18 protein-coding genes are annotated in these 21,413 nt (G+C 46.4%); 13 read left to right on the top strand and 5 right to left on the bottom strand.

Annotated features, from left to right (window positions below; translation table 11 throughout):
- Window positions 1-16: 16 nt before the first annotated feature.
- Window positions 17-757 (top strand): DNA-binding transcriptional regulator YciT, encoded by a 741-nt coding sequence (locus MTO69_RS14870; protein ID WP_248335181.1) that lies wholly within the window; start codon window positions 17-19, stop codon window positions 755-757.
- Between the two features lie 71 nt (window positions 758-828).
- On the opposite strand, the gene MTO69_RS14865 is transcribed toward MTO69_RS14870, so the two are convergent.
- Window positions 829-1,698: a LysR family transcriptional regulator gene (locus MTO69_RS14865; protein ID WP_248335180.1), complete on the bottom strand. Its 870-nt coding sequence runs from the start codon at window positions 1,696-1,698 to the stop codon at window positions 829-831.
- Window positions 1,699-1,904: 206 nt separating this feature from the next.
- Here MTO69_RS14865 and dctP point away from each other — a divergent pair, with 206 nt between their 5' ends.
- The 4 genes from dctP (at window position 1,905) to MTO69_RS14845 (ending at window position 8,052) form a co-directional block, all read left to right on the top strand.
- Window positions 1,905-2,954: a TRAP transporter substrate-binding protein DctP gene (dctP, locus tag MTO69_RS14860; RefSeq protein WP_248335179.1), complete on the top strand. Its 1,050-nt coding sequence runs from the start codon at window positions 1,905-1,907 to the stop codon at window positions 2,952-2,954.
- Between the two features lie 203 nt (window positions 2,955-3,157).
- The gene (locus MTO69_RS14855) at window positions 3,158-5,164 is read left to right on the top strand and encodes an alpha-glucosidase (RefSeq protein WP_248335178.1); all 2,007 of its coding nucleotides are present in this window, start codon (window positions 3,158-3,160) and stop codon (window positions 5,162-5,164) included.
- Window positions 5,165-5,270: 106 nt separating this feature from the next.
- Window positions 5,271-6,893 carry a dihydroxyacetone kinase subunit DhaK gene (locus MTO69_RS14850; protein ID WP_248335177.1) on the top strand — a complete coding sequence of 541 codons (1,623 nt, stop codon included), beginning with the start codon at window positions 5,271-5,273 and terminating at the stop codon, window positions 6,891-6,893.
- A 73-nt stretch (window positions 6,894-6,966) separates the two neighbouring features.
- On the top strand, window positions 6,967-8,052 hold the full coding sequence (locus MTO69_RS14845; protein WP_248335176.1) for a glycerol dehydrogenase: 1,086 nt from the start codon (window positions 6,967-6,969) through the stop codon (window positions 8,050-8,052).
- 63 nt (window positions 8,053-8,115) lie between these two features.
- On the opposite strand, the gene MTO69_RS14840 is transcribed toward MTO69_RS14845, so the two are convergent.
- Window positions 8,116-8,892, bottom strand: coding sequence for a hypothetical protein (locus MTO69_RS14840; RefSeq protein WP_248335175.1), 777 nt, complete (start codon window positions 8,890-8,892; stop codon window positions 8,116-8,118).
- A gap of 172 nt (window positions 8,893-9,064) precedes the next feature.
- Complete coding sequence (locus tag MTO69_RS14835; RefSeq protein ID WP_248335174.1) at window positions 9,065-9,805, bottom strand: sulfite exporter TauE/SafE family protein; 741 nt, start codon at window positions 9,803-9,805, stop codon at window positions 9,065-9,067.
- A gap of 253 nt (window positions 9,806-10,058) precedes the next feature.
- On the opposite strand from MTO69_RS14835, the gene hpfG reads away from it, so the two are divergent.
- The 3 genes from hpfG (at window position 10,059) to MTO69_RS14820 (ending at window position 14,734) form a co-directional block, all read left to right on the top strand.
- Entirely contained in the window at window positions 10,059-12,590 is a 2,532-nt protein-coding gene (gene hpfG / locus MTO69_RS14830) for a (2S)-3-sulfopropanediol dehydratase (RefSeq protein ID WP_248335173.1), read from the top strand.
- Window positions 12,591-12,674: 84 nt separating this feature from the next.
- Window positions 12,675-13,631, top strand: a complete 957-nt coding sequence (hpfH, locus tag MTO69_RS14825) for a (2S)-3-sulfopropanediol dehydratase activating enzyme (RefSeq protein ID WP_248335172.1) — start codon at window positions 12,675-12,677, stop codon at window positions 13,629-13,631.
- A gap of 41 nt (window positions 13,632-13,672) precedes the next feature.
- Window positions 13,673-14,734, top strand: coding sequence for an aldose epimerase family protein (locus tag MTO69_RS14820; RefSeq protein WP_248335171.1), 1,062 nt, complete (start codon window positions 13,673-13,675; stop codon window positions 14,732-14,734).
- A gap of 114 nt (window positions 14,735-14,848) precedes the next feature.
- On the opposite strand, the gene MTO69_RS14815 is transcribed toward MTO69_RS14820, so the two are convergent.
- Window positions 14,849-15,604 carry a DeoR/GlpR family DNA-binding transcription regulator gene (locus MTO69_RS14815; RefSeq protein WP_248335170.1) on the bottom strand — a complete coding sequence of 252 codons (756 nt, stop codon included), beginning with the start codon at window positions 15,602-15,604 and terminating at the stop codon, window positions 14,849-14,851.
- 18 nt (window positions 15,605-15,622) lie between these two features.
- Window positions 15,623-16,510 carry a PfkB family carbohydrate kinase gene (locus tag MTO69_RS14810; protein WP_248335169.1) on the bottom strand — a complete coding sequence of 296 codons (888 nt, stop codon included), beginning with the start codon at window positions 16,508-16,510 and terminating at the stop codon, window positions 15,623-15,625.
- Window positions 16,511-16,712: 202 nt separating this feature from the next.
- Between MTO69_RS14810 and yihU the strand changes: the two genes are divergently transcribed.
- From yihU to MTO69_RS14785, 5 genes are all read left to right on the top strand, one after another.
- Entirely contained in the window at window positions 16,713-17,606 is an 894-nt protein-coding gene (yihU, locus tag MTO69_RS14805) for a sulfolactaldehyde 3-reductase (protein ID WP_248335168.1), read from the top strand.
- Window positions 17,607-18,137: 531 nt separating this feature from the next.
- Window positions 18,138-19,001, top strand: coding sequence for a class II fructose-bisphosphate aldolase (locus tag MTO69_RS14800; protein ID WP_248335167.1), 864 nt, complete (start codon window positions 18,138-18,140; stop codon window positions 18,999-19,001).
- 77 nt (window positions 19,002-19,078) lie between these two features.
- Window positions 19,079-19,702, top strand: coding sequence for a TRAP transporter small permease (locus MTO69_RS14795; RefSeq protein ID WP_248335166.1), 624 nt, complete (start codon window positions 19,079-19,081; stop codon window positions 19,700-19,702).
- 12 nt (window positions 19,703-19,714) lie between these two features.
- Window positions 19,715-21,004 carry a TRAP transporter large permease gene (locus tag MTO69_RS14790; RefSeq protein WP_248335165.1) on the top strand — a complete coding sequence of 430 codons (1,290 nt, stop codon included), beginning with the start codon at window positions 19,715-19,717 and terminating at the stop codon, window positions 21,002-21,004.
- 105 nt (window positions 21,005-21,109) lie between these two features.
- Window positions 21,110-21,376, top strand: coding sequence for a PTS transporter subunit EIIB (locus MTO69_RS14785; RefSeq protein ID WP_248335164.1), 267 nt, complete (start codon window positions 21,110-21,112; stop codon window positions 21,374-21,376).
- Window positions 21,377-21,413: the final 37 nt, after the last annotated feature.

Here is a 21,413-nt window from a genome sequence, read left to right as displayed (position 1 = left end):
CGCTGGAATTAACACAATGAACCCAAGACAGAACGAAATATTGCAACTGGTAAACGATCGAAAGCGTATTCAGGTGACTGAATTGGTCGACATCATTGGTGTTTCTGGCGTCACTATTCGTCAAGATCTCAATTACTTAGAAAAACAAGGTTATCTAAAAAGAGTCCATGGCGCAGCGGCGGCGCTACAAAGTGATGATTTAGATACCCGCTTAGAAGTTCGCTTTGACATTAAGCAGTCGCTAGCCAATAAAGCTGCTGACCTAGTGGCGGCTAATGAAACGGTTTTGATTGAAGGTGGAAGTGCCAATGCACTGTTGGCGCGAGTGTTAGCTGAACGAGGAGATGTCACCATCATTACGCCTTCTGCCTATATTGCGCATTTAATTCGTAACACTTCAGCCAATATCATCTTGCTTGGAGGGGTTTATCAGCACCAGGGGGAGAGCTTAGTTGGCCCCTTAACCAAACTTTGTATTGAAAATATCCATTTCAGCACCGCATTCTTGGGCGTGGATGGCTTTCACCAAGATACCGGTTTCACCAGCCGTGATATGATGCGCGCGGAAATTGCCTCCACCATCCTCGCCAAAAACCGCCGCAACATTGTGCTGACCGATTCAAGTAAGTTTGGCCAGATTTTCCCCTCGACAATTGGCAGCACTCAACAAATTTCGCTAGTGCTCACCGATAATAAAGCTGACAGCAAGGCCCTAGACTTCCTACGCCAACAAGGTGTAGAGGTGGTGGTTGGTTAGCCGCGAGGCATGGTTGAGGGGGAGCTGTTGATTCAGGTTGTTGCACCTGATACACCAAACGTACAACCACGCTAAGGCAGTGCAGATATTACCTTTTGAATAAAGGCCTGACGAGCTGGGTCGGAAAATTCCGAGTTCCAGAGTAATCCCACTGACCATTCTGCATCTTCTCCAGGTAATGGGATAAAGCGGATTTGTGGCTGGCTAATACGGGAAACACTGGCAGGAATGATGGTGTAGCCTAAACGCGCAGACACAAGCGCGAGTACCGTGATAAGGTCATCCGCTTCTTCCACGATCACAGGTCGTTGCTGAGCTTCCCACAAATACGCACTAATATGCTTATTCATAGTCGGGTTTCTGCCTCGACTTAATGCTAAGTAGTTGTGATGACTGAGTGAGGCCCACAAATTCGCTTCATCGATAATTTCACTCTCATGTATCGCAATGGCGAGTCGATCGGTGAACAGTGGGATGGCGGTCAAAGGCGGTTTGGCTGGAAGCCGATCAAACCCCAATTGCAAGTTACCCACCAACAGCTCCTCAACCAACATATGAGACGGGTAGTCGTGCAGGCTGACATGCACATTGGGGTGCTCTTGCTTGAACTGAGCAATGTAATTTGGTGCCTCATGAAACGAAGAGATGCCAAATCCAATGTTTAAGTGTCCGGATGTGCCTTCAGCGACAAATGTGGATAGAGTCTTAAACGAATCAAATGCTTTTAACAAGCGTTTGGCTTCAGGCAACAAAATCTTGCCCATTTGGGTTAACTCTGCGCCATGTCGACCTCGGTCAAATAATTCAACATTCAGTTGCTCTTCCAGGCGTTTAATCTTCTTTGTTAGCGCAGACTGAGTAATGTAAAGGTGTTCAGAGGCGACACGGTAGTTTTTGTCTTCTGCTAGCTGGCAAAAAGTGCGAAGTAAATTTGTATCCATTCCAGTTTGGAATTAAAAGTTGAATTTGTTTCATTATAACTAATCAAAAGGCTCTTTTATAGTCAGTTGCGTGAAAGGGAACAGCTAAAAAAGTAGATTCAAACATGTTAATCCGCCGAGGATTATCTGAACTTAACGACCAACTCTTCCCCTTTAATAAAACATCTATAAGAAGAGTTTGGACCAATAATGTGGAAGGAAATACCATGAAAAAAACACTTATGAGCCTAGCTGCCGCGTCTATTCTTGCCGCTGGAGCGGTAAACGCTGCGGATTATAAGCTAACTGTCCCACACGTAACGTCTACTGATGGTTATAACCATCAGTCGTTGCTTGTGTTCAAGAACTTTGTCGAATCACGTTCAAATGGTCAAATTGAGGTAGATATTTATCCATCAGGACAGCTGTGCTCGAACGCAAAAGAATGTATTGCTGGCGTTCAAGCGGGCATGTTTGATTACTTCCAAACGACCATTCCTGAGCTAGGTAACTTCTGGCAGCCAGTAGGCGCGTTTGACCTTCCATACATGCTACCAAATGACCGTGTTGCAGAGTGTGTCTACGACAACGAACAGTTCCTTGGTGATGTACGTTCTGAGCTGCTTAAGAGAGCACCAAACGTGCGTTTGATGGCGGTATCTAACTCAGGTGGTTGGCGTAATATCGCAACAACCAAAAAGCAAGTTAAGAGCCCTGACGATGTGAAAGGTCTTAAGCTGCGTACGGTTCCTGCGAAAGTTCAACAAGAGCTAGTGAAAGAGCTTGGTGGTGCACCAACCCCAATCGCGTGGCCTGAAGTTTATACTGCGTTATCGACCGGCATGGTTGACGGCACTAAGAATGGTATTGTTGATATCATCATGAACAAGTTCCATGAAAGCCTTGGTTATATGATCCTTGATGGTCACGGTTACATGGGCGGCGCATGGGTATTCAACGACAAGAAGTTTAAATCATTCCCAGATGATTTGAAGAGAGTCGTGATCGACGGTATCGCTGCACAGAATCAATATCTACGTTCATATCCAAAACACAAAGAATACACAGCGTATGAAGAGTTTAAGAAAGCAGCTGGTGTGATCTACAACCCAAGCGCAGCAGAGAAAGAGGCCTTCAAGGTGGCATCTGCACCAGTGAAAGCGTCATTCTTGCAATCTGCGGGAGCAGAAGGTCAAAAATGGCTAGAGCGTTTTGAAAGTGAAATCAAAACATGTGAAGCCAAGATTCAAGCTGACTACAACATTCAGTTTAACTAATTGAGTATTAGCACTCAGTAAACACGTAAAATACGGCGCATTTCCCTAACGTGCGCCACACCAATTACCTTACCGCTCCATCGCGGAGCGGTAAGGCCTAAAAGCAAATAAAACCAAACCGTTATCGGTAATTTAACTCGCATTTTGACCTCTAGCATCAATGTGATTGGTACCCTTTTACCCAAATTTTGGAAGCCGCCTCAATGAAACTGATTCAAACCCCAAATGGCTTTACGATCAGCCACAAAAATAACGTTGTTTTCGAACACTCCGAATTAAGCCCTGCATTCTATCTTGGTATTGGCGAAGGAACATTCGATATGTACCGGGGTAACTTTGACATCTCTGATTATGTTTCAGAGCGCTTACCGTTGAGAAAATTCTCGATTGCTGAAAACTCAGATGGCATCGCTGTAACCTTTTTATTGGATGCGACTCCCGCGCTAGAAGTGCGTATTTTTGAAACAGCTGAGACGCGCCTAAAAGCAGAATTTACTGCCCTAGAGCAGAGATACAATCGCTTCTGGGTACGTGTATCCGCGACGGAAGAGGAGTCGGTCTACGGCTGCGGTGAGCAATTAAGTTACCTAAATCTGCGCGGTAAAAACTTCCCGCTCTGGAGCTCGGAGCCAGGCGTCGGTCGTAACAAAAACACTTACACCACTTGGCAAGCAGACGTTAAAGACAAGGCGGGTGGCGACTACTACACAACCAACTATCCACAACCAACGTTTGTTTCTGACAAAAAGTATTTCTGTCACCTAGAAACCACGGCCTATGCGGACTTTGACTTTAGTCACCCTCAATACCATGAGCTTCAGTGCTGGAATATTCCACAATACTTGTTGCTAGATGCTGAAGAGTCGTTCCCAGAGCTGATGACCAACATTACCGACGTTTTTGGTCGTCAACCTGCACTCCCTGAATGGGTTTACAACGGAGTGATCTTAGGTATTCAAGGTGGCACGCAGATTACCTTAGATAAGCTTGCTGCTGCCCGTGAAGCTGGCGTAGAGGTCGCTGGGGCTTGGTGCCAAGATTGGCAGGGTATCAAGATGACTTCGTTTGGTAAGCGTCTGCAATGGGACTGGCATTGGAACGAAGAACTCTATCCAGAGCTAGACAGCAAAATCCATCAGTTGAAGGAAGATGGCATCCGTTTCTTGGGCTACATCAACCCGTACGTTCTAGAAAACTTCCCATTGTATGATGAAGCATTGGAAAAAGGTTACCTAGCGACGAAAGAAGATGGCTCAAAATATGTGGTCGACTTTGGTGAGTTCTTCTGCGGTGTGGTTGACTTTACCAACCCAGCAGCCTGTGAATGGTACAAAGGCGTTATTCAGAAAAACATGATTGATTTAGGTCTTGATGGTTGGATGGGAGACTTCGGTGAATACCTACCAACAGATTGCTCACTGCACAATGGTGTGAGCGCCGAAATTGAGCACAACAAATGGCCGTACCGCTGGGCTAAAGTGCAACATGAAGCGATTGAAGAAGCAGGAAAAATCGACGATATTCTGTTCTTCATGCGTGCAGGTGCAACGGGCATGCAAGGCTATTGCCATGCACTCTGGGCTGGTGACCAATCGGTTATTTGGGAGAAAGATGATGGTCTGGCCTCGGTGATCCCAGCGGCGCTTTCTGCTGGCTTAATGGGTAATGGTATTAGCCACAGCGATATTGGTGGATACACTACTTTACACGGCAATACGCGCTCGAAAGAGCTCTTCCAGCGCTGGGCTGAAATGGCGGCGTTTACCCCGATTATGCGCAGCCATGAAGGTAACCGACCTGGTGACAACCACCAGTTCGATACTGACGCAGAGACGCTAGCGCACCTGGCCCGCATGACCAAGATTTACAAGCACCTTAAGCCGTACCTAAAAGCTGCGGTTGAAGAGAACGCAAGCAAAGGTATGCCAGTACAACGTCCATTGTTCATGCACTATGAGCAAGATTCAGAGGCGTACCAGATTCAGTATCAGTATCTATTTGGTCGTGATGTGCTGGTGGCTCCGGTCTACAACCAAGGCGAGACGGTTAAGGAGTTGTACCTACCGGAAGATGAGTGGGTGCACGTATGGAGTGGTGAAACCTTTACTGGTGGTTGGGTTAAAGTCGATGCACCCATCGGTCAACCGCCGGTGTTCTACCGCAAGCAATCTCAAGATGCGCAGTTGTTTGATGCCATCAAAAATATCTAGCTAAACCACTTAGCCAACAAAACAAATTCATTATTAAAACCATAGCTTAGTGCCTCCAGAAATGGAGGTACTGACCCAATTCGTTTGAACAATATCTGGAACAACTATGTCTGATCTAATCTTAAACAACAAAGAGTCGTTCGTGATGGACTCTATCGAAGGCACTCTCTACACCAGTGCCCGCGAAAACCTTACTTTCTTGGACTTTGATAACGATATCAAAGTAGTGGCGCGCAGCGACTGGAACAAAGACAAAGTCGCGGTGATTTGTGGGGGTGGCTCTGGTCACGAACCTGCGCATGCGGGCTTTGTCGGTAAAGGCATGCTCACAGCGGCGGTCTGTGGCAATTTGTTCGCCGCGCCAAGCGTTGATGCTGTGTTGAATGCGATTCTACACGTGACAGGGGAAGCGGGCTGTTTGGTCATCATTAAGAACTACACGGGCGATCGTTTGAATTTTGGCTTGGCTGTCGAAAAGGCCAAAGAAATGGGACGCAATGTCGACTTGATAGTGGTTGGTGACGACATCTCAATTCCAGATAACCCTCAACCGCGTGGTATTGCTGGTACCTTGTTCGTGCAAAAAGTCGCGGGTTACGTGGCAGAATGTGGCGCTTCACTAGAGGAAGTGAAACAGGCAGCCATAGACGCGCATGAGAAAACAGCCTCTATCGGCGTAGCGCTAACCAGCTGTTCACTGCCAGGTGAAAGCAACGATCGCATTGCTCAAGGAAAAGCCGAGCTAGGATTAGGCATTCATGGTGAGCCAGGCATCGAAACCATCGATCTGCCACAAGCGAAACAGCTGGTGACCACCATGGTAAGTAAGCTGCTCGCGGCCAAACCAACCACCGAGAACGCCTTGTTGCTTAATAATTTAGGCGGCTTATCTCCAATTGAAATGAACATCGTTGCTAAAGAGTTGATGGAGTCTGAACTGGGTCAACAAGCGAAGTTTATTGTCAGTGGCGCGCTGATGACCGCGATTGATATGAAAGGCTTCTCAATCTCGACTATTCAGCTCACTGAGGAAATCAGTGACGCACTAAGCGCTGACGTTGAAACCGCGGCTTGGCCAGGTGTGGTGGCTTGCCGTGAAGTGCCGGTAACCAAGTGTACCAACTACATCACCAAGCAGGCATTTATGCCGTCTCACGATGAAGAAACTGCGCTCGTTGTGTCTAAAGTTTGTCAGTCGATCATTGATATAGAAGCAGAGCTCAACCGCTTAGATTCGATTGTCGGTGATGGGGATACAGGCTCTACCTTCGCAGCAGGTGCCCGTAAAGTCCTCGCGCAACTGGAAGCTAAACAGCTACCTCTGCAAGATAAAGCTAAGCTGCTGACCATAGTAGCGGATTGCCTAACCTCAGTGATGGGAGGCTCTTCTGGTGTGCTGCTTTCTATTATGTTTACCGCTGCTGGTCGAGACTACGAACACAACCAATCTTTGCCGAGAGCGCTACAAGAGGGGTTAGCTCAAATGATGGCTTACGGCGGCGCAAAACCGGGTGACCGAACTATGGTTGATGCACTTCATCCTGCGCTAGAGGCATGGGTCGCAAATGGGTTTGTAGGAGCAATTGAAGCGGCAAAATCAGGCGCAGAAGCCACTGTGGCTATGACCAATGCCAAAGCTGGCCGTTCTTCATACCTTAATAGCGACAGCCTTTCGGGCACCAAAGATCCCGGTGCATTTGCTGTTGAAACTGTCTTTAGTCAGTTCTAACCAGTTTAAACGGGTCGCCTAGCTAGGCGACTCAATCTATTACGTGAAACAGAATTAATAAAAGGATTCCATCATGGACAACATTATCATATCTCCAAGTAAATACATCCAAGGTGAAGGCGCACTGGATAACATCGGTAAATACGTCTCGGTGTTTGGCAAGAAGCCACTGGCGATTGCGGATGATTTCGTTATGGGTTTGGTTCGTGACCGCGCTGAAACCAGCATTGTTGGTGAAGGTCTTCAAGCATACTTCGATACATTTGCCGGAGAGTGCTCGCGCGTCGAGATTGATCGCTTAATCGAAGTGAGCATGCAACAAGGTAACGACGTGATCATTGGTATCGGTGGCGGCAAAACACTTGATACGGCAAAAGCGGTGGCGTACTACTCTAAAGTTCCGGTTGTTATTGTACCGACCATTGCATCGACGGATGCGCCAACGTCTGCACTAGCGGTAATCTACACTCCTGAAGGTGAGTTTAGTGAGTATCTACTGTTCCCTTCTAACCCTAACATGGTGATCATGGACACTGGCATTATTGCAGCAGCGCCAGTTCGTACACTGGTTGCAGGTATGGGTGATGCGCTATCCACTTACTTTGAAGCGCGTGCCAATGGTTTGTCTGGCAAGGCGACCATGGCGGGTGGAGCGCCGACCCGCTCTGCGCAAGCTTTGGCAAAATTGTGTTATGAAACGCTAATTGCCGATGGGGTAAAAGCCAAAGCGGCGGTAGAAAATGGTGTGTCGACCAAAGCGGTGGAAAACATCATTGAAGCGAACACATACCTATCGGGTATTGGATTTGAAAGCTCGGGTCTTGCAGCTGCGCACGCTATTCACAATGGCCTGACTAAACTCGAAGAGTGTCACCACCTGTTGCACGGCGAGAAAGTGGCATTTGGTACACTTACCCAGCTTGTTCTAGAGAATGCACCACAAGCTGAGATCGAAGAAGTACTCAACTTCTGTCGTGCGGTTGGCCTGCCAACAAACTTGCACCAAATGGGAGTAAAAGAGCTAAATAACGACAAGCTGATGGAAGTGGCCGAAGCATCTTGTGCAGAAGGTGAGACCATTCATAACATGCCGTTCCCGGTGACGGCTAAGTCGGTTTATGCCGCGCTCCTGACTGCGCATAAGCTTGGTTTAGAATAGTGGAAGTCGCCTAGTCCAAGATAGAAACAAGCCCTACCACCGTGTAGGGCTTTGTGTATTATGCTATTTAGTCTCAACGTTGACTGTGTCTGAATCAGCAGTGATTTTGATTTCGCTCCCATCGCTTTTTGTCAACGACCCTGAGGTCTCTGATTCACTCGTCGAAATATTAACACTCCTGTCGCTACCTTTTAATTGAATTGTAGATCTGTCTTGATCTCTGGATGCTTCAACAGAGTAATCCCCTAGAACGAGAGAAAAGGTTATCTCATCGAAAAAAAAGAGATACAAGGTTGCGAGTAGGTTGAGTACAAGTGACAGTGAAAAACACTCTCGGATGGCAGCGTTCGGGTCTGTATTAATTAGGACATCGAACAACAAGAAGAAAGTCGCTCCCAGTGCCGAAGTTAACCAAATAGCACCGACGAACCGCTTGTATTTTGAGTGCTTTTTAGCCGCCAGGTTGGTCGTTGATTGCTGTTCTTTGGGAAGCTGTTGAATAGCGTAATCAATGATGAGCTTTTTAATCTTACCCTTGAAGGTTGATCGTTTTAGGATAAATCCTGTGACCTTTTTTAATTTCAAAGCGACTAGTAAAGATATAAACGATAGAGACCAGGTGATAACCATGGCTTCATTGCCTACGACCAATCGCTTTATATTGATGCCAAGTAGTCCTAGAAAACAAAGAATAGGTATAAAACCAATAAACTTCCCTACGCTTGAGTTCCAAAACTTGACGGTTTTCATGTTCCAGTAGCGGTCAATTATCGCCGCTTTTTTCTTATAGCGATTGAATAGCATCGATATTTCTTTGGGGTCAACCTGATCGATTTTCATACCTTAATTGTCCAATTTATCAATAGTTTATGTGAAATGGATTAATGGTAGAAATGTACAGATAAGAACTTATTGAGGCAAGATGATTGATAAGTAGGAAAAGAGGTTTTGCGAAAACCAAAAAAGCAGTACCACGAGACGCGTACTGCCAAATTAGGGAGTTATAAAATGTCTAAAAACTGACATTCTTGAATACCAGCATACAGCCAATCACCAACAAGAAACCATGAACAATTTTGTGGTAGTCAATGTTGTATTTTTGCAAGTAGTGGTAGCCAATCATGCCGCCAGTTAAGCCTACCGCGAATGCAGGCAGAGCTGAAATGACATGTGATACCACCGCTTCGGTAATCAACCCCTCATTCCAGAAACTGATGTTGGCCCCAATCATCTGCAACATAAAAAAGAACGCAAGCGTGGATTTAGTTTGGTCGGCAGTCCATGGCTGCATTGATGTGTAGGCAATAACCGGAGGACCAGACTCACCCACACTTGCGCCAAGGACTCCAGAGGTAAAACCCGCGCCAACGGTAATTGGCACAGAGGTCTTTTTAAACAATGGCTTAGTGGAGATCATGGAATGAACGCTAGAAACAACCAGAACAATACCCATGGTCAGCAGGATGTAGTGAGAGGGCATGGTTGCCAGTAGCTTTGCACCAACGAAGGACGCTGGAACCGAGCCAGCAAATAAGATCAATCCGGTTTGGCGTTGTATAGAGTGTCGCATTTTCCACACGACAGGCAAGGTCACTAACCAACCAAAAATACCTGCGATGGGTACGGCTGTTTGGGCACCGACAATGAGTGAAAGGAGTGGGACGGAGACGAGCGCAGAGCCAAATCCCGTCAGGCCTTGGGTAAATCCCGCTAAAGCGATGATTAATGAAATAAATATGATGGTGGTGTCCATATGAGCAAAGTTTGAGGTGAATGAATGTCGTACAACTATAAAATCATTGAGATTAATTACCACTAATTTTGTCACATTTTGTTGTTTTGTGTCCATTTAGTTTCGCTTTGTGACCCTCATCTCAGATGCGTCTGTTGGCGCTCGTATAATGAAACTTCACTCATTCCATCGGCTTTTTTGGTCAAAATGCCAATGTTTGAACACCTGATCGAGCATTGGCATTTTGATTATTTATTTTTTGATGAGGTTAGCTATGGAGAACTTCCAAGCAGAGACACAGAACTTGTTTGATTTATCTGCGAGTTCCCACACCAATGCCAGGGGCGTAGAGGCCTTCGATAAGGTGTATGGCCTTGGATACGAAGTCGGGCATGCAGATTGGTCCCCATTTCCGCGCGTCAACAAATTGCGTCAAGTGTTTCTTGATAGGTCGTATGACATTGACGTGGAAAGACTAAGACTGGTCACAGAGGCGTATCAAAACAACGAAGCGGCGCCGCGAATACTTCAGTGTGCTTATGCATTTGAAAACATCCTCCTCAACAGTACGTTGCACATCTATCCAGATGACTTAATCCTTGGCGAAATCGCCGCGCCCGCTAAGGCATCTCCCATCTATCCGGAGTTTTCTGTCGATTGGATCATTGATGAGATCTTACATTCTCCTTTTGAAGAGCGCGAGAACGACCAATTCTATATTCGTAACGAGCAAGACCGCGCCTTGATTTTGCAACTGTGTCAGTACTGGAAAGGCAAAACTGCTAACGAGTTTATTAGCGCCCATCTAGATGAAGACCAAAAGAAAGGGTCACACATGGGCGAGAAAGTGTTCCAAACCAACAATTATCATTTTGCCGGCATTGGCCACTTTGCGATGGACTTTAAAAAGCTGATGACGCTGGGTTACAACGGTGTGTTGGAACAAGTTTTTGAGGCGCAGTCGCAACTGTCCAAACAAGACCCCGACTACAGCGAGAAGCGCGATTACTATAAAGCGACCATCATTACCCTAGAGGCGGCAATCAAATACATCACTCGCTATGCGTTGCTTGCTGAAGAGATGGCATTGAGTGAAACCGATGTTACGCGCAAACAAGAGCTGCAACAGATGTCGGTGAACTGCTTTCAGATTGCAGGCGGTGTGCCGCAAACTTTCTGGCAAGCGGCGCAACTGTTTAACTTTGCGGTCACTCTGACGCAAATAGAGGGCAATGGCCACTCTATCTCCTATGGGCGCATGGACCAGTGGTTGCTGCCTTTCTATACCAAAGATGTTAGTGACAACGGCGTATCTAAAGAGTTTGTGCTGGAAGTGCTTGAAGTCCTCTACGTTAAGATGAACAACCCAACCAAACTCAAAGACAAAGGCACGGTGAAGGTGCGCAATGGTCGCGGGTTTGGTGGTGAAAGTCTCACCATTGGCGGCGTGGACCAACACGGCAATGACGCGACCAATGACCTGACCATGCTGATGCTCGAAGCATCGGTGCATACGCGAATGATGAATCCGTGGGTCTGTTTGCGAATGCATGAAAAGACCCCTTACGAACTAAAAATTAAGAGCATAGAGTGTGTCCGAGCAGGTTATGGTCACCCGAAGCTGTTCAATGATGGTCCGGCAATCAAAGCGATGCTGAGTAAAGGCGTTACGTTAGAAGAGGCACGCGACTATGCTGTAGTAGGTTGTGTCGAACCGACGATCCCAGGTAAAGAACATGGTTGGCTTGATGCCGGTTACGTAAACACGGCCAAAATGATGGAGATGGTGATTAACGGCGGCCGTCTCCTTTCTGGACCAAATGCAGGTATGCAGCTCGGGCCTGATACTGGCAGTTTAGAAACATATCAATCGTTCGAGGAGGTATTGGAGAGCGTGGACAAGCAGTTTGCTTATTGGTGTGGCCAATTGTGCAGTTGCCTGAACGTGACCGATAAAATGCATCGATTGGTTAAGCCCACCCCTTATATTTCAGCTTTCTTTGAAGGGTGTATTGAGTCGGGCAAAGACATGACTTACGGCGGCGCTAAGTATAATGGCACTGCCCCTCAAGCCGCAGGCATTGCCACTTGCGCAGACTCGTTAGCGACGATTAAGAAATTGGTATTTGATGACAAGAAGTACACTGGCAAACAGTTGCTGGACGCGGTGAAAGACAACTGGGAAGGGCATCAAATGCTCTACGCCTTAGTCAACAGTTCCAAAATTCCGCATTATGGTAACGACATCGACGAGGCTGATGAACTGTTCACGTTTATGTTTGAGTGTTACTGCCGTCATATTAAAGGGCGTGAAAATCCGCGTGGTGGTAAGTTTAGCCCGGGTGTTTATACGGTGAATGCCAATGTGGGCATGGGTTTATATACCAACGCCTCACTCGATGGCCGTAAGAACGGGGAGCCGATCTCAGACAATATGGGCCCGGTGCATACCGCTGGTGGCTCACATGATATTCATGGTCCAACGGCGATCATCAACTCGGTAACCAAAGTTGATCACAGCTTAGCAACCAACGGAACCCTACTTAACCTTCGCTTTCCTGAAGACGCCGTTTCGGGCGTGGAGGGGCGCGACATCTTGGTGAGCTTTGTCGAAGAATACATCAACAAGCAGGGTATGCATGTTCAATTTAATATTATGAGTTCCGAGAAGATGCGAGCTGCGCAAAAGAACCCAGAGCTATACAGAGATATGCTGGTCCGTGTGGCAGGTTATAGCGCTTACTTCGTCGAGCTAGGTAAACCGCTGCAAGACGATTTGATTCAACGCACCGAACTTAGGTTCTAACACACTCACACAATACCCAAGGCTGACCGAGCATATCGGTTACGTGCTTGGGTATCAGTGCATCCATAAGGAGCGAGGTTTAATGTGTCTGACCTAGCAACGGTGTTAAATATCCAACGATTCACGCTTCATGATGGGCCGGGAATTCGCACCGAGATTTTTCTCAAAGGGTGCCCACTTCGCTGTGATTGGTGTGGGAACCCAGAGAGCTTCAAGCGTCGGGTTGAGGTGGGGGTGTATCACAATAAATGTATTTCGACAGAGCATTGTGGTTCGTGCCAAGAGACCTGCCCCGACAACAAGATGCTGATTTACTCCGATTCAAAGCTGGCAAAAATCGACAGCCATCAGTGCACAAGTTGCCTAAGCTGCGTGGAAGAGTGTCCCTCGGAAGCGATCAAGCAGTGGGGGCAAACGATGTCCGTGTATCAGTGCATGGAGCAAATTGTCAAAGACAAGGGATTCTATGATCGTTCCGGTGGCGGAGTGACGATTTCCGGTGGGGAACCATTACTGCAAAGTGGCTTTGTGCTAGAGCTTCTTAAGGCGTGTAAAAATGAAGGTATTCACACTTGCTTAGAGTCGAGTTTTTATGCCAACTGGAATCGTATTGAGAAGCTGATTCCCTATACCGATCTGTTTATCTCGGATATCAAGTTGATGGACAGCTACGCGCATAAAATCCATACCGGTGTTGATAACCGTAAGATATTGCGCAATTTAGTCTCACTTGCTGAATCCGGTCACGAGCTCATTTTAAGAATCCCGGTAATCCCAACGGTGAACGACAGTGATGAGAATATTCGAGCGACCGCTGACTTTATTGAATCAGAGTTAAAAGGACGAGTGAAGACGCTTCAACTGCTTAGTTTTATGCGTCTAGGAGAGGAGAAATACCGATCTTTAGGACTTAAGTACAAGATGAATGATCTGAGCTTTGATAGACACATGTTTCAGCAGCGGGTCCAAAAATTTGCCGAGTACTTCAATCGAAGAGGGATTGAATGCACGGTAGGAACCAAACAACAAGATGCGAAGTAAAAAAGCACTCAAATAGAAAAGGAAAAATAAGAGGCAATAACGTGAAATTTAACCAAGAAAACTGGGGCATGGTCGAAGGCCATGCAATACCCGTGAAGTTGTTTACCCTAGAGAACGGTCACGGAATGAAGCTTAAAGTGACCAACTATGGTTGTATTGTAACTTCTATTGAAGCACCGGATCGCAACGGTGCACTCGCCGATGTGGTGCTCGGTTATGAAAATCTAGAAAAGTACTTGGGGGGACATCCCTTTTTTGGCGCTGTAGCGGGGCGCTATGCCAACCGTATAGAAAATGGTCGTTATTCATTAGATGGTGAGCAGTTTGTTTTGGAGAATAATGAATTGCCTACTGGCCAACACTTACATGGCGGTAGCAAAGGTTTCGATAAATACGTGTGGGATTTTGCGATTGAAGCTCAACAAGACGCTATTTTCGTTCACTTTAGCCGAATGTCGCCTGATGGCGAATCTGGATATGGGGGAAATTTGCAGGTCACACACAGTGTTGGTCTGGATGAGAGCAATCAAGTTCACTATAACTTTAAAGCCACAACGGACAGGCCCACAGTGGTGAACTTGTGCAACCACAGTTACTACAATCTCGCAGGTCATGACTCTGGCAGCGTGAACGGCCATGAACTTAAACTACATGCTCAGTTTTATACTCCCGTATCCGACACTTCGATTCCAACTGGAGAGATTCGCTCGGTAACAGGGACGGGTTTAGATTTCAGCGAAAGAACGCGCATCGCTGAAAACGCTGAGATGCTCAGTGGTGACGGGTTCGACCATAACTTTGTCCTTGATGGAGCAAAGAGCGAAGGGGAATATAAGCGTGCGGCTGAGCTATATGAACCAATCAGTGGCCGTATGATGACGGTGCTCACCACCCAACCAGGGGTGCAGTTCTATAATGGTTTTAAGTTATCGAATAAACATTGGGTGGGTCGACATGGTAAACGTTATGAAGCTTGCCATGGCTTGTGTTTAGAAACGCAGCACTTCCCCGACAGCCCCAATAAAGCGCATTTTCCATCAACGCGACTCAACCCAGGGCAAGTGTTTGAAGAAAAAACCATTCACCGTTTCTCGCTAGGGTAATCAAGAGAATGACTACGCACTTTGGGCATCGAAAGTGCGCATTTGCTTGAGATAGAAATAACAAAACGGCTTCTGAGGAAGCCGTTTTGTTTTAGCATTAACCAGGGGTAGCGCTTAGCAAATCACTAATTCGGTGTCACCTTGCTTTGCGGCTGCCTCAATAGATGGACTTGGTTGTTTGTCAGTAAAGAAGCAACTCACGTCTTTGATATTGGCAAGAGTAATCGAGCCTTTAGGGATGAACTTGCTTGAGTCCATCGCGACCATTACGTGTCGCGCTGATTTCATCACGGTCTGAGTAATCATGGTCTCGTTGAGATCATACTCAAGTAAAGTGCCATCCACGTCGATCGACGCAGCACTGGTGACCAAATAGTCAAATCGGAAGTTCGAAATAAAATCCATCGCTTCGGTTCCGACAATGCCGCCGTTAAATGCTTTCACTTTCCCACTGGGGATCAACACATCAATCGATTTGTTGGTATGCAAAACATTGGCGACGCGAAGGCTATTGGTGATCACTTGCAAGTTGTTTTTGCTGGCTAGGTGACTTGCGATGACTTCTGCGGTGGTTCCAATGGTAATGAATACGGTTGAGTTGTCAGGAATCAAGTCAGCAATGGCTTTACCTATCGCGTGCTTTTGTTCGGTATCAGAAACCTTACGGACTTCGTAATCTAGGTTATTCTTGGTCGCAGGTGAGCTAGCCCCACCATGGTGACGAATCACCAAGCGCTCATTGCTGAGCTTCTTAATGTCACGACGAATTGTCTGGGTGGAAACGTCCAACATTTCCGCCAGCTCTTCCACGCTGTAATAACCTTTATCATTTACGAGCTGAATTAACTTATCTTGTCTGGGATTAGTCACATCAATCCTTCGCTTTGTCTATTTTTGTAATTTTTGGTCCACTTCGGTTCTAGTCGGGATTCCTTCTCGACCACCTCTCTTGGTGCATTTTAGCGCTGCAACGGTATTAGAGAAAACAATACTTTCACGACTTTGTTTAGATTCTGCGACGGCAACCGCCAAAGCGCCATGAAAAACATCGCCCGCGCCGGTTGTATCGACAACGTCTACCTTAATGACAGGCTCATGGCACACTTGACCATTCTCTAGCCAGTAACAACCTTTGGAGCCTACAGTAACATAAACTTTGCCATCTGTTTGTTTCTGAGCAAGTTTCAGACCTTCAATAGGGTCGTTGCAGCCAGTAAATTTCTCTAGACCCGGCTCAGAAAATGCCACATGGTCAGCCAGTTTAACCAGATCTTCGATCGGATCTGGGGCGACGTCAGCATCGAGTACTGAGGGGATACTATATCTTTTGGCTTGTTCTAGAGCGAACTTAGCGCCCTCGGGCCAACGAACATCGGTCAGTACGGTTTGGTACTGAGAGAAATCAACACTCTCTAACGCTTTCGGGTCACGACTCAATGATGGATCTTGGTAATTAATGATCATTCTTTCACCTTCATCATCAACTAAGACCGCTGAGAATGCAGAAGAGGCGCCATTGATGTGTACGGCTTTGTCTATACCAACGCCGTAACTGGCAAGTTCAGTCAACATAGTATCGGCTACACCATCTTGGCCAACACGGCCAATAAAGTCGACAGGGTGACCGAGCTTAGCTACCGCAACAGCTGCAGTGGCTGCAGGGCCTCCACCAACTTCAAAATAATCTTTAGCGACATACTTGCCACCAGTGGTTGGCAAATTAGCGACACGCTGAATTCGGTCTAATACGGTAATACCTACACATGCAATTGTCATAGTTGTTCTCTTTGCTCTCTAAGTTATTGGGCTATTTAGCTGTCATCTCAGTATATCGAAATCTGAGAATTTCACTGGGAGTATAATCACAAAACAACCAAAATGGACATTAACGGACAAAATGTGACATTCATTGCGGTCAAAGAGCGGATTAACGTTTATATTGAATGCAACTTATCCGCTAATGTGAAGGAATTTAAACATGTCGACGATTGGATTTATTGGGCTGGGCCAGATGGGCTCCCCAATGGCACTCAACTTAATCAAAGGTGGCCACACACTAAAAGTATTTGATATCAATGAAGAAGCGGTTCAACACTTAGTTGCGCAAGGAGCGGCTGCCGCTTCATCTCCTGCCGACGCAGCGATAGATTCTGAGTTTGTGGTAACCATGCTCCCCAATGGCACGTTGGTGAAGAACGTTATCTTTGGTGAAAACGGGGTGGCTTCTACGTTGGATAAAAATGCTCTTCTGATTGATATGTCGACTATTCACCCGCTAGAAACAGACTCGCTAGCGAAAGAAATGACCGCCAAAGGTTTCTCTATGATGGAAGCGCCAGTGGGTCGTACTTCTGAGCATGCCGTTAAAGGTGAGCTTCTGATCATGGCAGGTGGGACAAAAGAGCAGATTGAACGTGCTCAACCACTGTTTGATTGTATGGGGAGTGAGACGGTAGATTGTGGCGGCGTCGGTAAAGGTATTCGAGTCAAAATCATCAACAACTACATGAGTATTGCGCTCAACGCCCTTTCTGCAGAAGCGGCGACGCTCACTGAAGCCATTGGCCTAGAGTGGGAAACGGCAATGAAAGTGATGAGTGGTACCCCAGCAGGTAAAGGGCACTTTACCACCACATGGCCGGGTAAGGTATTGGCTGGGGATCTCTCGCCAGTATTTATGGTTGACCTTGCGCATAAAGATTTGGGTATTGCCCTTGATCTAGCAAACCAAGTAAACGTGCCGATGCCATGTGGAGCGGCCTCTCGTGAACTATATAGTATGACGCGTGCGGCAGGACGTGGTCGCCAAGATTGGACCGCAGTGTTAGAGCATCTACGTGTCACTTCTGGGTTAGAGCCAAAAATTCAATAGCCTGCTTGAGACAAATTGTATTTTAAAGACAGAAATCAACAATAACGGACAACTTTTCTCAACAGGCAGTGATTGCCTGAGTTATTTGCAGGCAGCCTGAGTCACCAATGTTTGTTTGGCCTTGTATCGACGTTTGTCGTTCAAGGCCTTTTTTATGCGAGATTTATTCAGCACGAGTTAGGCTGGCTTCATCATTTTTTATCGCTAAATCAGCTTGATAGATTCACTTGTTTCCCTTATGGGTAAAGCGCTGCTGATATTCTCTCTTCTTCATTACTGAACAAATCTTGTTTTGGGTCAACGCGTTTTTTTGCGCATAAGTAACAATCCAAACTTGGCATGTCCCAGAGGCCATGCATAAAAGCCAATTATTCATGTGTTTTGTGACTAGGTGTACATTTGTGGTAATTATTGTCACTTAATGGACATTAAATGTTATCTAGATAACAGAAATGGACAATCAAGACTGCTACTTTATTGCTAACGAAACAACGCTCTTCAAAACAAATTCAATATAAGGGAATAAACACAATGCCTTACGTATCTGGTAAAACGATGATTCAAGAAGCGTGGAATAACGGTTACGCAATCGGTGCTTTCACGGCTCACAACCTAGAAACAATTAAAGCAGTACTTTTAGCAGCAGAAGAAGAAAAATCGCCGATCATGATTCAGATTGGTCAAAAAGCCATTAACGAAATGGGCATGAAGCCACTACGCGATGCTGTTGACTCATTAATTCAGCACCATCAAACTACGGTTCCAATCTGTATACACCTCGACCACAGCCGCAAGTTTGAACAGTGTATGGAAGCGGCAACTCGTGATTTCCAATCGCTGATGTTTGATGGTTCGGCACTGCCGTTCGAAGACAATATCCGTATTACTAAAGCGGTAGTTGATGTAGCCAACGCGCTCGGTTTAGGTGCTGAAGGTGAAATTGGTAAAATTGGCGGCACAGAAGATGACATCACTGTGGATGAAAAAGATGCCATGATCACGACAGTCGAAGAAGCATTGGACTTCTCAGAACGTACTGGCGTTGACTATCTCGCAGTGTCTATCGGTACGGCGCACGGCGTTTACAAAACTACCCCAGAGCTAAAATTTGATCGGTTGTCAGAAATTAAAGAAGCAGTGAAGAAGCCGATCGTTCTGCACGGTGGTTCGGGTGTTCCTGATGATCAAGTTATGGAAGCGGTTAAACGCGGCGTGGCGAAAATCAACGTCGATACTGAGCTTCGTCAAGGCTTCATTCATGGAGTACAAGCTCATTGGCGCGAGAATGAAACCGACTACATTCTGGCCGATGTGATGAACAGCGGTATTGCTTCAATGAAAGAAGTGGTTCAACACAAAATTCGTCTATTTGGTTCTAACGGCAAAGCAAAATAATAATCACCAAATAGCTCATAGCTAGGGTGCTGAATGAAAGGCGCCCGTTAATTTTCTAATCCAATAATGGTGATTCAATGTTACGAGCCATCGAAAAAGCACTGAACACGGTAACGACGCCTCTGTCTCGGGTGTTGCGTCATATTGCGGGCATTTTACTGCTAGTGATGACACTGATCGTCGTTGCACAAGTTTTGTTCCGTTATATCCTCAATATTCCACTTAGTTGGACAGACGAATCTTCAAGATTCTTAATGATTTACATGACTTATCTATGTTTGCCGTTTGTTTACCTGACAGACAAGAATATAGCGATGACCTTTGTTACAGAAATTCTTGAAAAGAAAACGCCTAGACTCTTTGCATTTCTCACTTTATTAGCGCACATCGCTGCGATCATTGTATTCGCTGTCTGGATTAAGTTTGGCTGGAATTTCTTTGAAACAGGTTCGGTTATGGCGGATAGCCTGCCAATCCCAATGTTCGTGGTGTACATCATCCCACCTGTAATGATGGCAATCACCATCCTCTATGCTGTGCAAAAGAGCATCGCTGCAATGCGCGCTATGTTGGGTGATTTTGAAGATGTATCACAGACAGCTAAGACAGCTGGACTTTTTGAAGCTCCTGCCGCCACGGAAGAGGCGCCAGAACAAGAGCCAAAGCAAACGCAGTCACTGGCATCAGAAACTGCGGCTTAAGAGGGTGTTATAATGGTTTCTCCGATTTTCTTACTCTACTTTATGATTCTGTTAATCATTGGTGTACCAGTCCTATTCACACTGGGCCTATCACCTATGATTACTTTGTTCCAAAACGATCAAATGCTGTTCGCAAACATGTTGTATCAGCGTCTGTATTCGGGTTTAGATAGTTTCTTACTACTGGCATTGCCGTTCTTTATGTTAGCGGGCGAGTGTATGACTGCTGGCGGCATCACGCCACGTATCATCGCGTTTGCGCAAACCATGGTACAGCACTTACGTGGTGGTTTAGGTCATGTTGTCATTCTGGCCGCAACCATTTTCGGTGCGCTAACGGGGTCGGCTGTCGCCGCAACTTCAGCGATTGGTGGCATGCTGATCCCTGAAATGAAGAAATATAAATATGACACAGGCTATTCAGCGGCACTAACTGCAGCCGCAACGGTGCTAGGTAATATTATTCCACCATCGGGTATCATGTTGTTGTACGCGTTCGTTATGAATACGTCTGTAGCGGCGATGTTCTTAGCGGGTGTCACTCCAGGGATCATCTTCTGTATTGGCTTGATGATCATGAACAAATTCCAGATTCGCAAATATCCGAGTGTTCAGCCAATGGAGCGAGCGCCCGCGATGGAGCGTAAGCAAGCCTTCCGTCTGGCACTGCTTCCTTTGATGACTCCAGTGATCATCCTCGGGGGTATCTACGGTGGTATCTTTACACCGACTGAAGCTGCGGCAGTGGCCGTTGCTTACGCGATTGCAGTGTCGCTGTTTATCATCAAAGTAACCAACACCAAAGCGACTTATGCACTGTTTGCCAAAGTAGCAGTTAACGCAGCCTCGATCCTTATCATTGTCGCGGCGGCTAGTGGTTTTGCTTCATTGATTAGTCTGTCTGGCGTATCGAATATGGTCGCTGACTTCATGAACGGTATAACCGATAACCCATACTTACTGTTTGCGATTATCAACGTTCTACTGTTCATCATCGGTATGTTCCTCGATGCCGGCCCTGCGATTCTTATCTTCGCTCCAATCTTTGCACCGATCATGATCAGTGCAGGCATCGACCCAGTCCACTTCGGCGTGGTGATGTGTGCCAACCTATCGATTGGCTTGGCGACACCTCCCATGGGATTGGTTCTGTTTGTGGCGTCTGGGGTGTCTAAAGTGCCGGTGTCAGAAATCTCTCGCAAGATTGTGCCTTTCTTGATGGTTGAGATTGCACTGATTTTCCTCGTGTCATGCTTCCCTCAACTGGTTATCGGATTACCTCAATTGGTCGGCATCATGTAGTAATAACCACCAAGTACCTATGTGTTAAATAACACAACGACCAAGCAATCAATATCAATGAGATGAGCATAGCGCCAAGCCGCTCATCTCTGGAGAAAACAGCAGATGATTAATGACAAAGGCAACTTACAAGCAAAAGCGCATAAGATCCTAGATGCGTTAGGCGGTATTAAAAATATCCAAGATGGCAAGATCGACAATTGCGCGACCCGTTTAAGAATTCAAGTGAAAGATATGGGGGCGGTTGATGAGCAGCTCCTGCGCCGTCAAGGGGCTCTGGGATTTATCCGATTACCCGAGAACCAGATTCAGGTGGTGTTCTTTGATGTGCACAATCTGGCAGATGAGCTTAGAAAGCAAGCGTCATGCTAAACAAAATTCGAATAAGACTATAAATAAGTATTTTAAG

The organism is Vibrio sinaloensis (genome assembly GCF_023195835.1).
GTDB lineage: Bacteria > Pseudomonadota > Gammaproteobacteria > Enterobacterales > Vibrionaceae > Vibrio > Vibrio sinaloensis_C.
The sequence above is the reverse complement of the archived record's forward strand: the minus strand, read 5'-3'. Positions and strand labels throughout refer to the sequence as shown.

Bases quoted from the DNA above. Each gene is read 5' to 3' on its own strand.
- yihU (WP_248335168.1), top strand. From the start codon at position 16,713: ATGTCGACGATTGGATTTATTGGGCTGGGCCAGATGGGCTCCCCAATG.
- MTO69_RS14845 (WP_248335176.1), top strand. From the start codon at position 6,967: ATGGACAACATTATCATATCTCCAAGTAAATACATCCAAGGTGAAGGC.
- MTO69_RS14795 (WP_248335166.1), top strand. From the start codon at position 19,079: ATGTTACGAGCCATCGAAAAAGCACTGAACACGGTAACGACGCCTCTG.
- MTO69_RS14785 (WP_248335164.1), top strand. From the start codon at position 21,110: ATGATTAATGACAAAGGCAACTTACAAGCAAAAGCGCATAAGATCCTA.
- MTO69_RS14870 (WP_248335181.1), top strand. From the start codon at position 17: ATGAACCCAAGACAGAACGAAATATTGCAACTGGTAAACGATCGAAAG.
- MTO69_RS14835 (WP_248335174.1), bottom strand. From the start codon at position 9,805: ATGGACACCACCATCATATTTATTTCATTAATCATCGCTTTAGCGGGA.
- MTO69_RS14810 (WP_248335169.1), bottom strand. From the start codon at position 16,510: ATGACAATTGCATGTGTAGGTATTACCGTATTAGACCGAATTCAGCGT.
- MTO69_RS14800 (WP_248335167.1), top strand. From the start codon at position 18,138: ATGCCTTACGTATCTGGTAAAACGATGATTCAAGAAGCGTGGAATAAC.
- MTO69_RS14855 (WP_248335178.1), top strand. From the start codon at position 3,158: ATGAAACTGATTCAAACCCCAAATGGCTTTACGATCAGCCACAAAAAT.
- MTO69_RS14865 (WP_248335180.1), bottom strand. From the start codon at position 1,698: ATGGATACAAATTTACTTCGCACTTTTTGCCAGCTAGCAGAAGACAAA.
- dctP (WP_248335179.1), top strand. From the start codon at position 1,905: ATGAAAAAAACACTTATGAGCCTAGCTGCCGCGTCTATTCTTGCCGCT.
- MTO69_RS14790 (WP_248335165.1), top strand. From the start codon at position 19,715: ATGGTTTCTCCGATTTTCTTACTCTACTTTATGATTCTGTTAATCATT.
- MTO69_RS14850 (WP_248335177.1), top strand. From the start codon at position 5,271: ATGTCTGATCTAATCTTAAACAACAAAGAGTCGTTCGTGATGGACTCT.
- MTO69_RS14840 (WP_248335175.1), bottom strand. From the start codon at position 8,892: ATGAAAATCGATCAGGTTGACCCCAAAGAAATATCGATGCTATTCAAT.
- hpfG (WP_248335173.1), top strand. From the start codon at position 10,059: ATGGAGAACTTCCAAGCAGAGACACAGAACTTGTTTGATTTATCTGCG.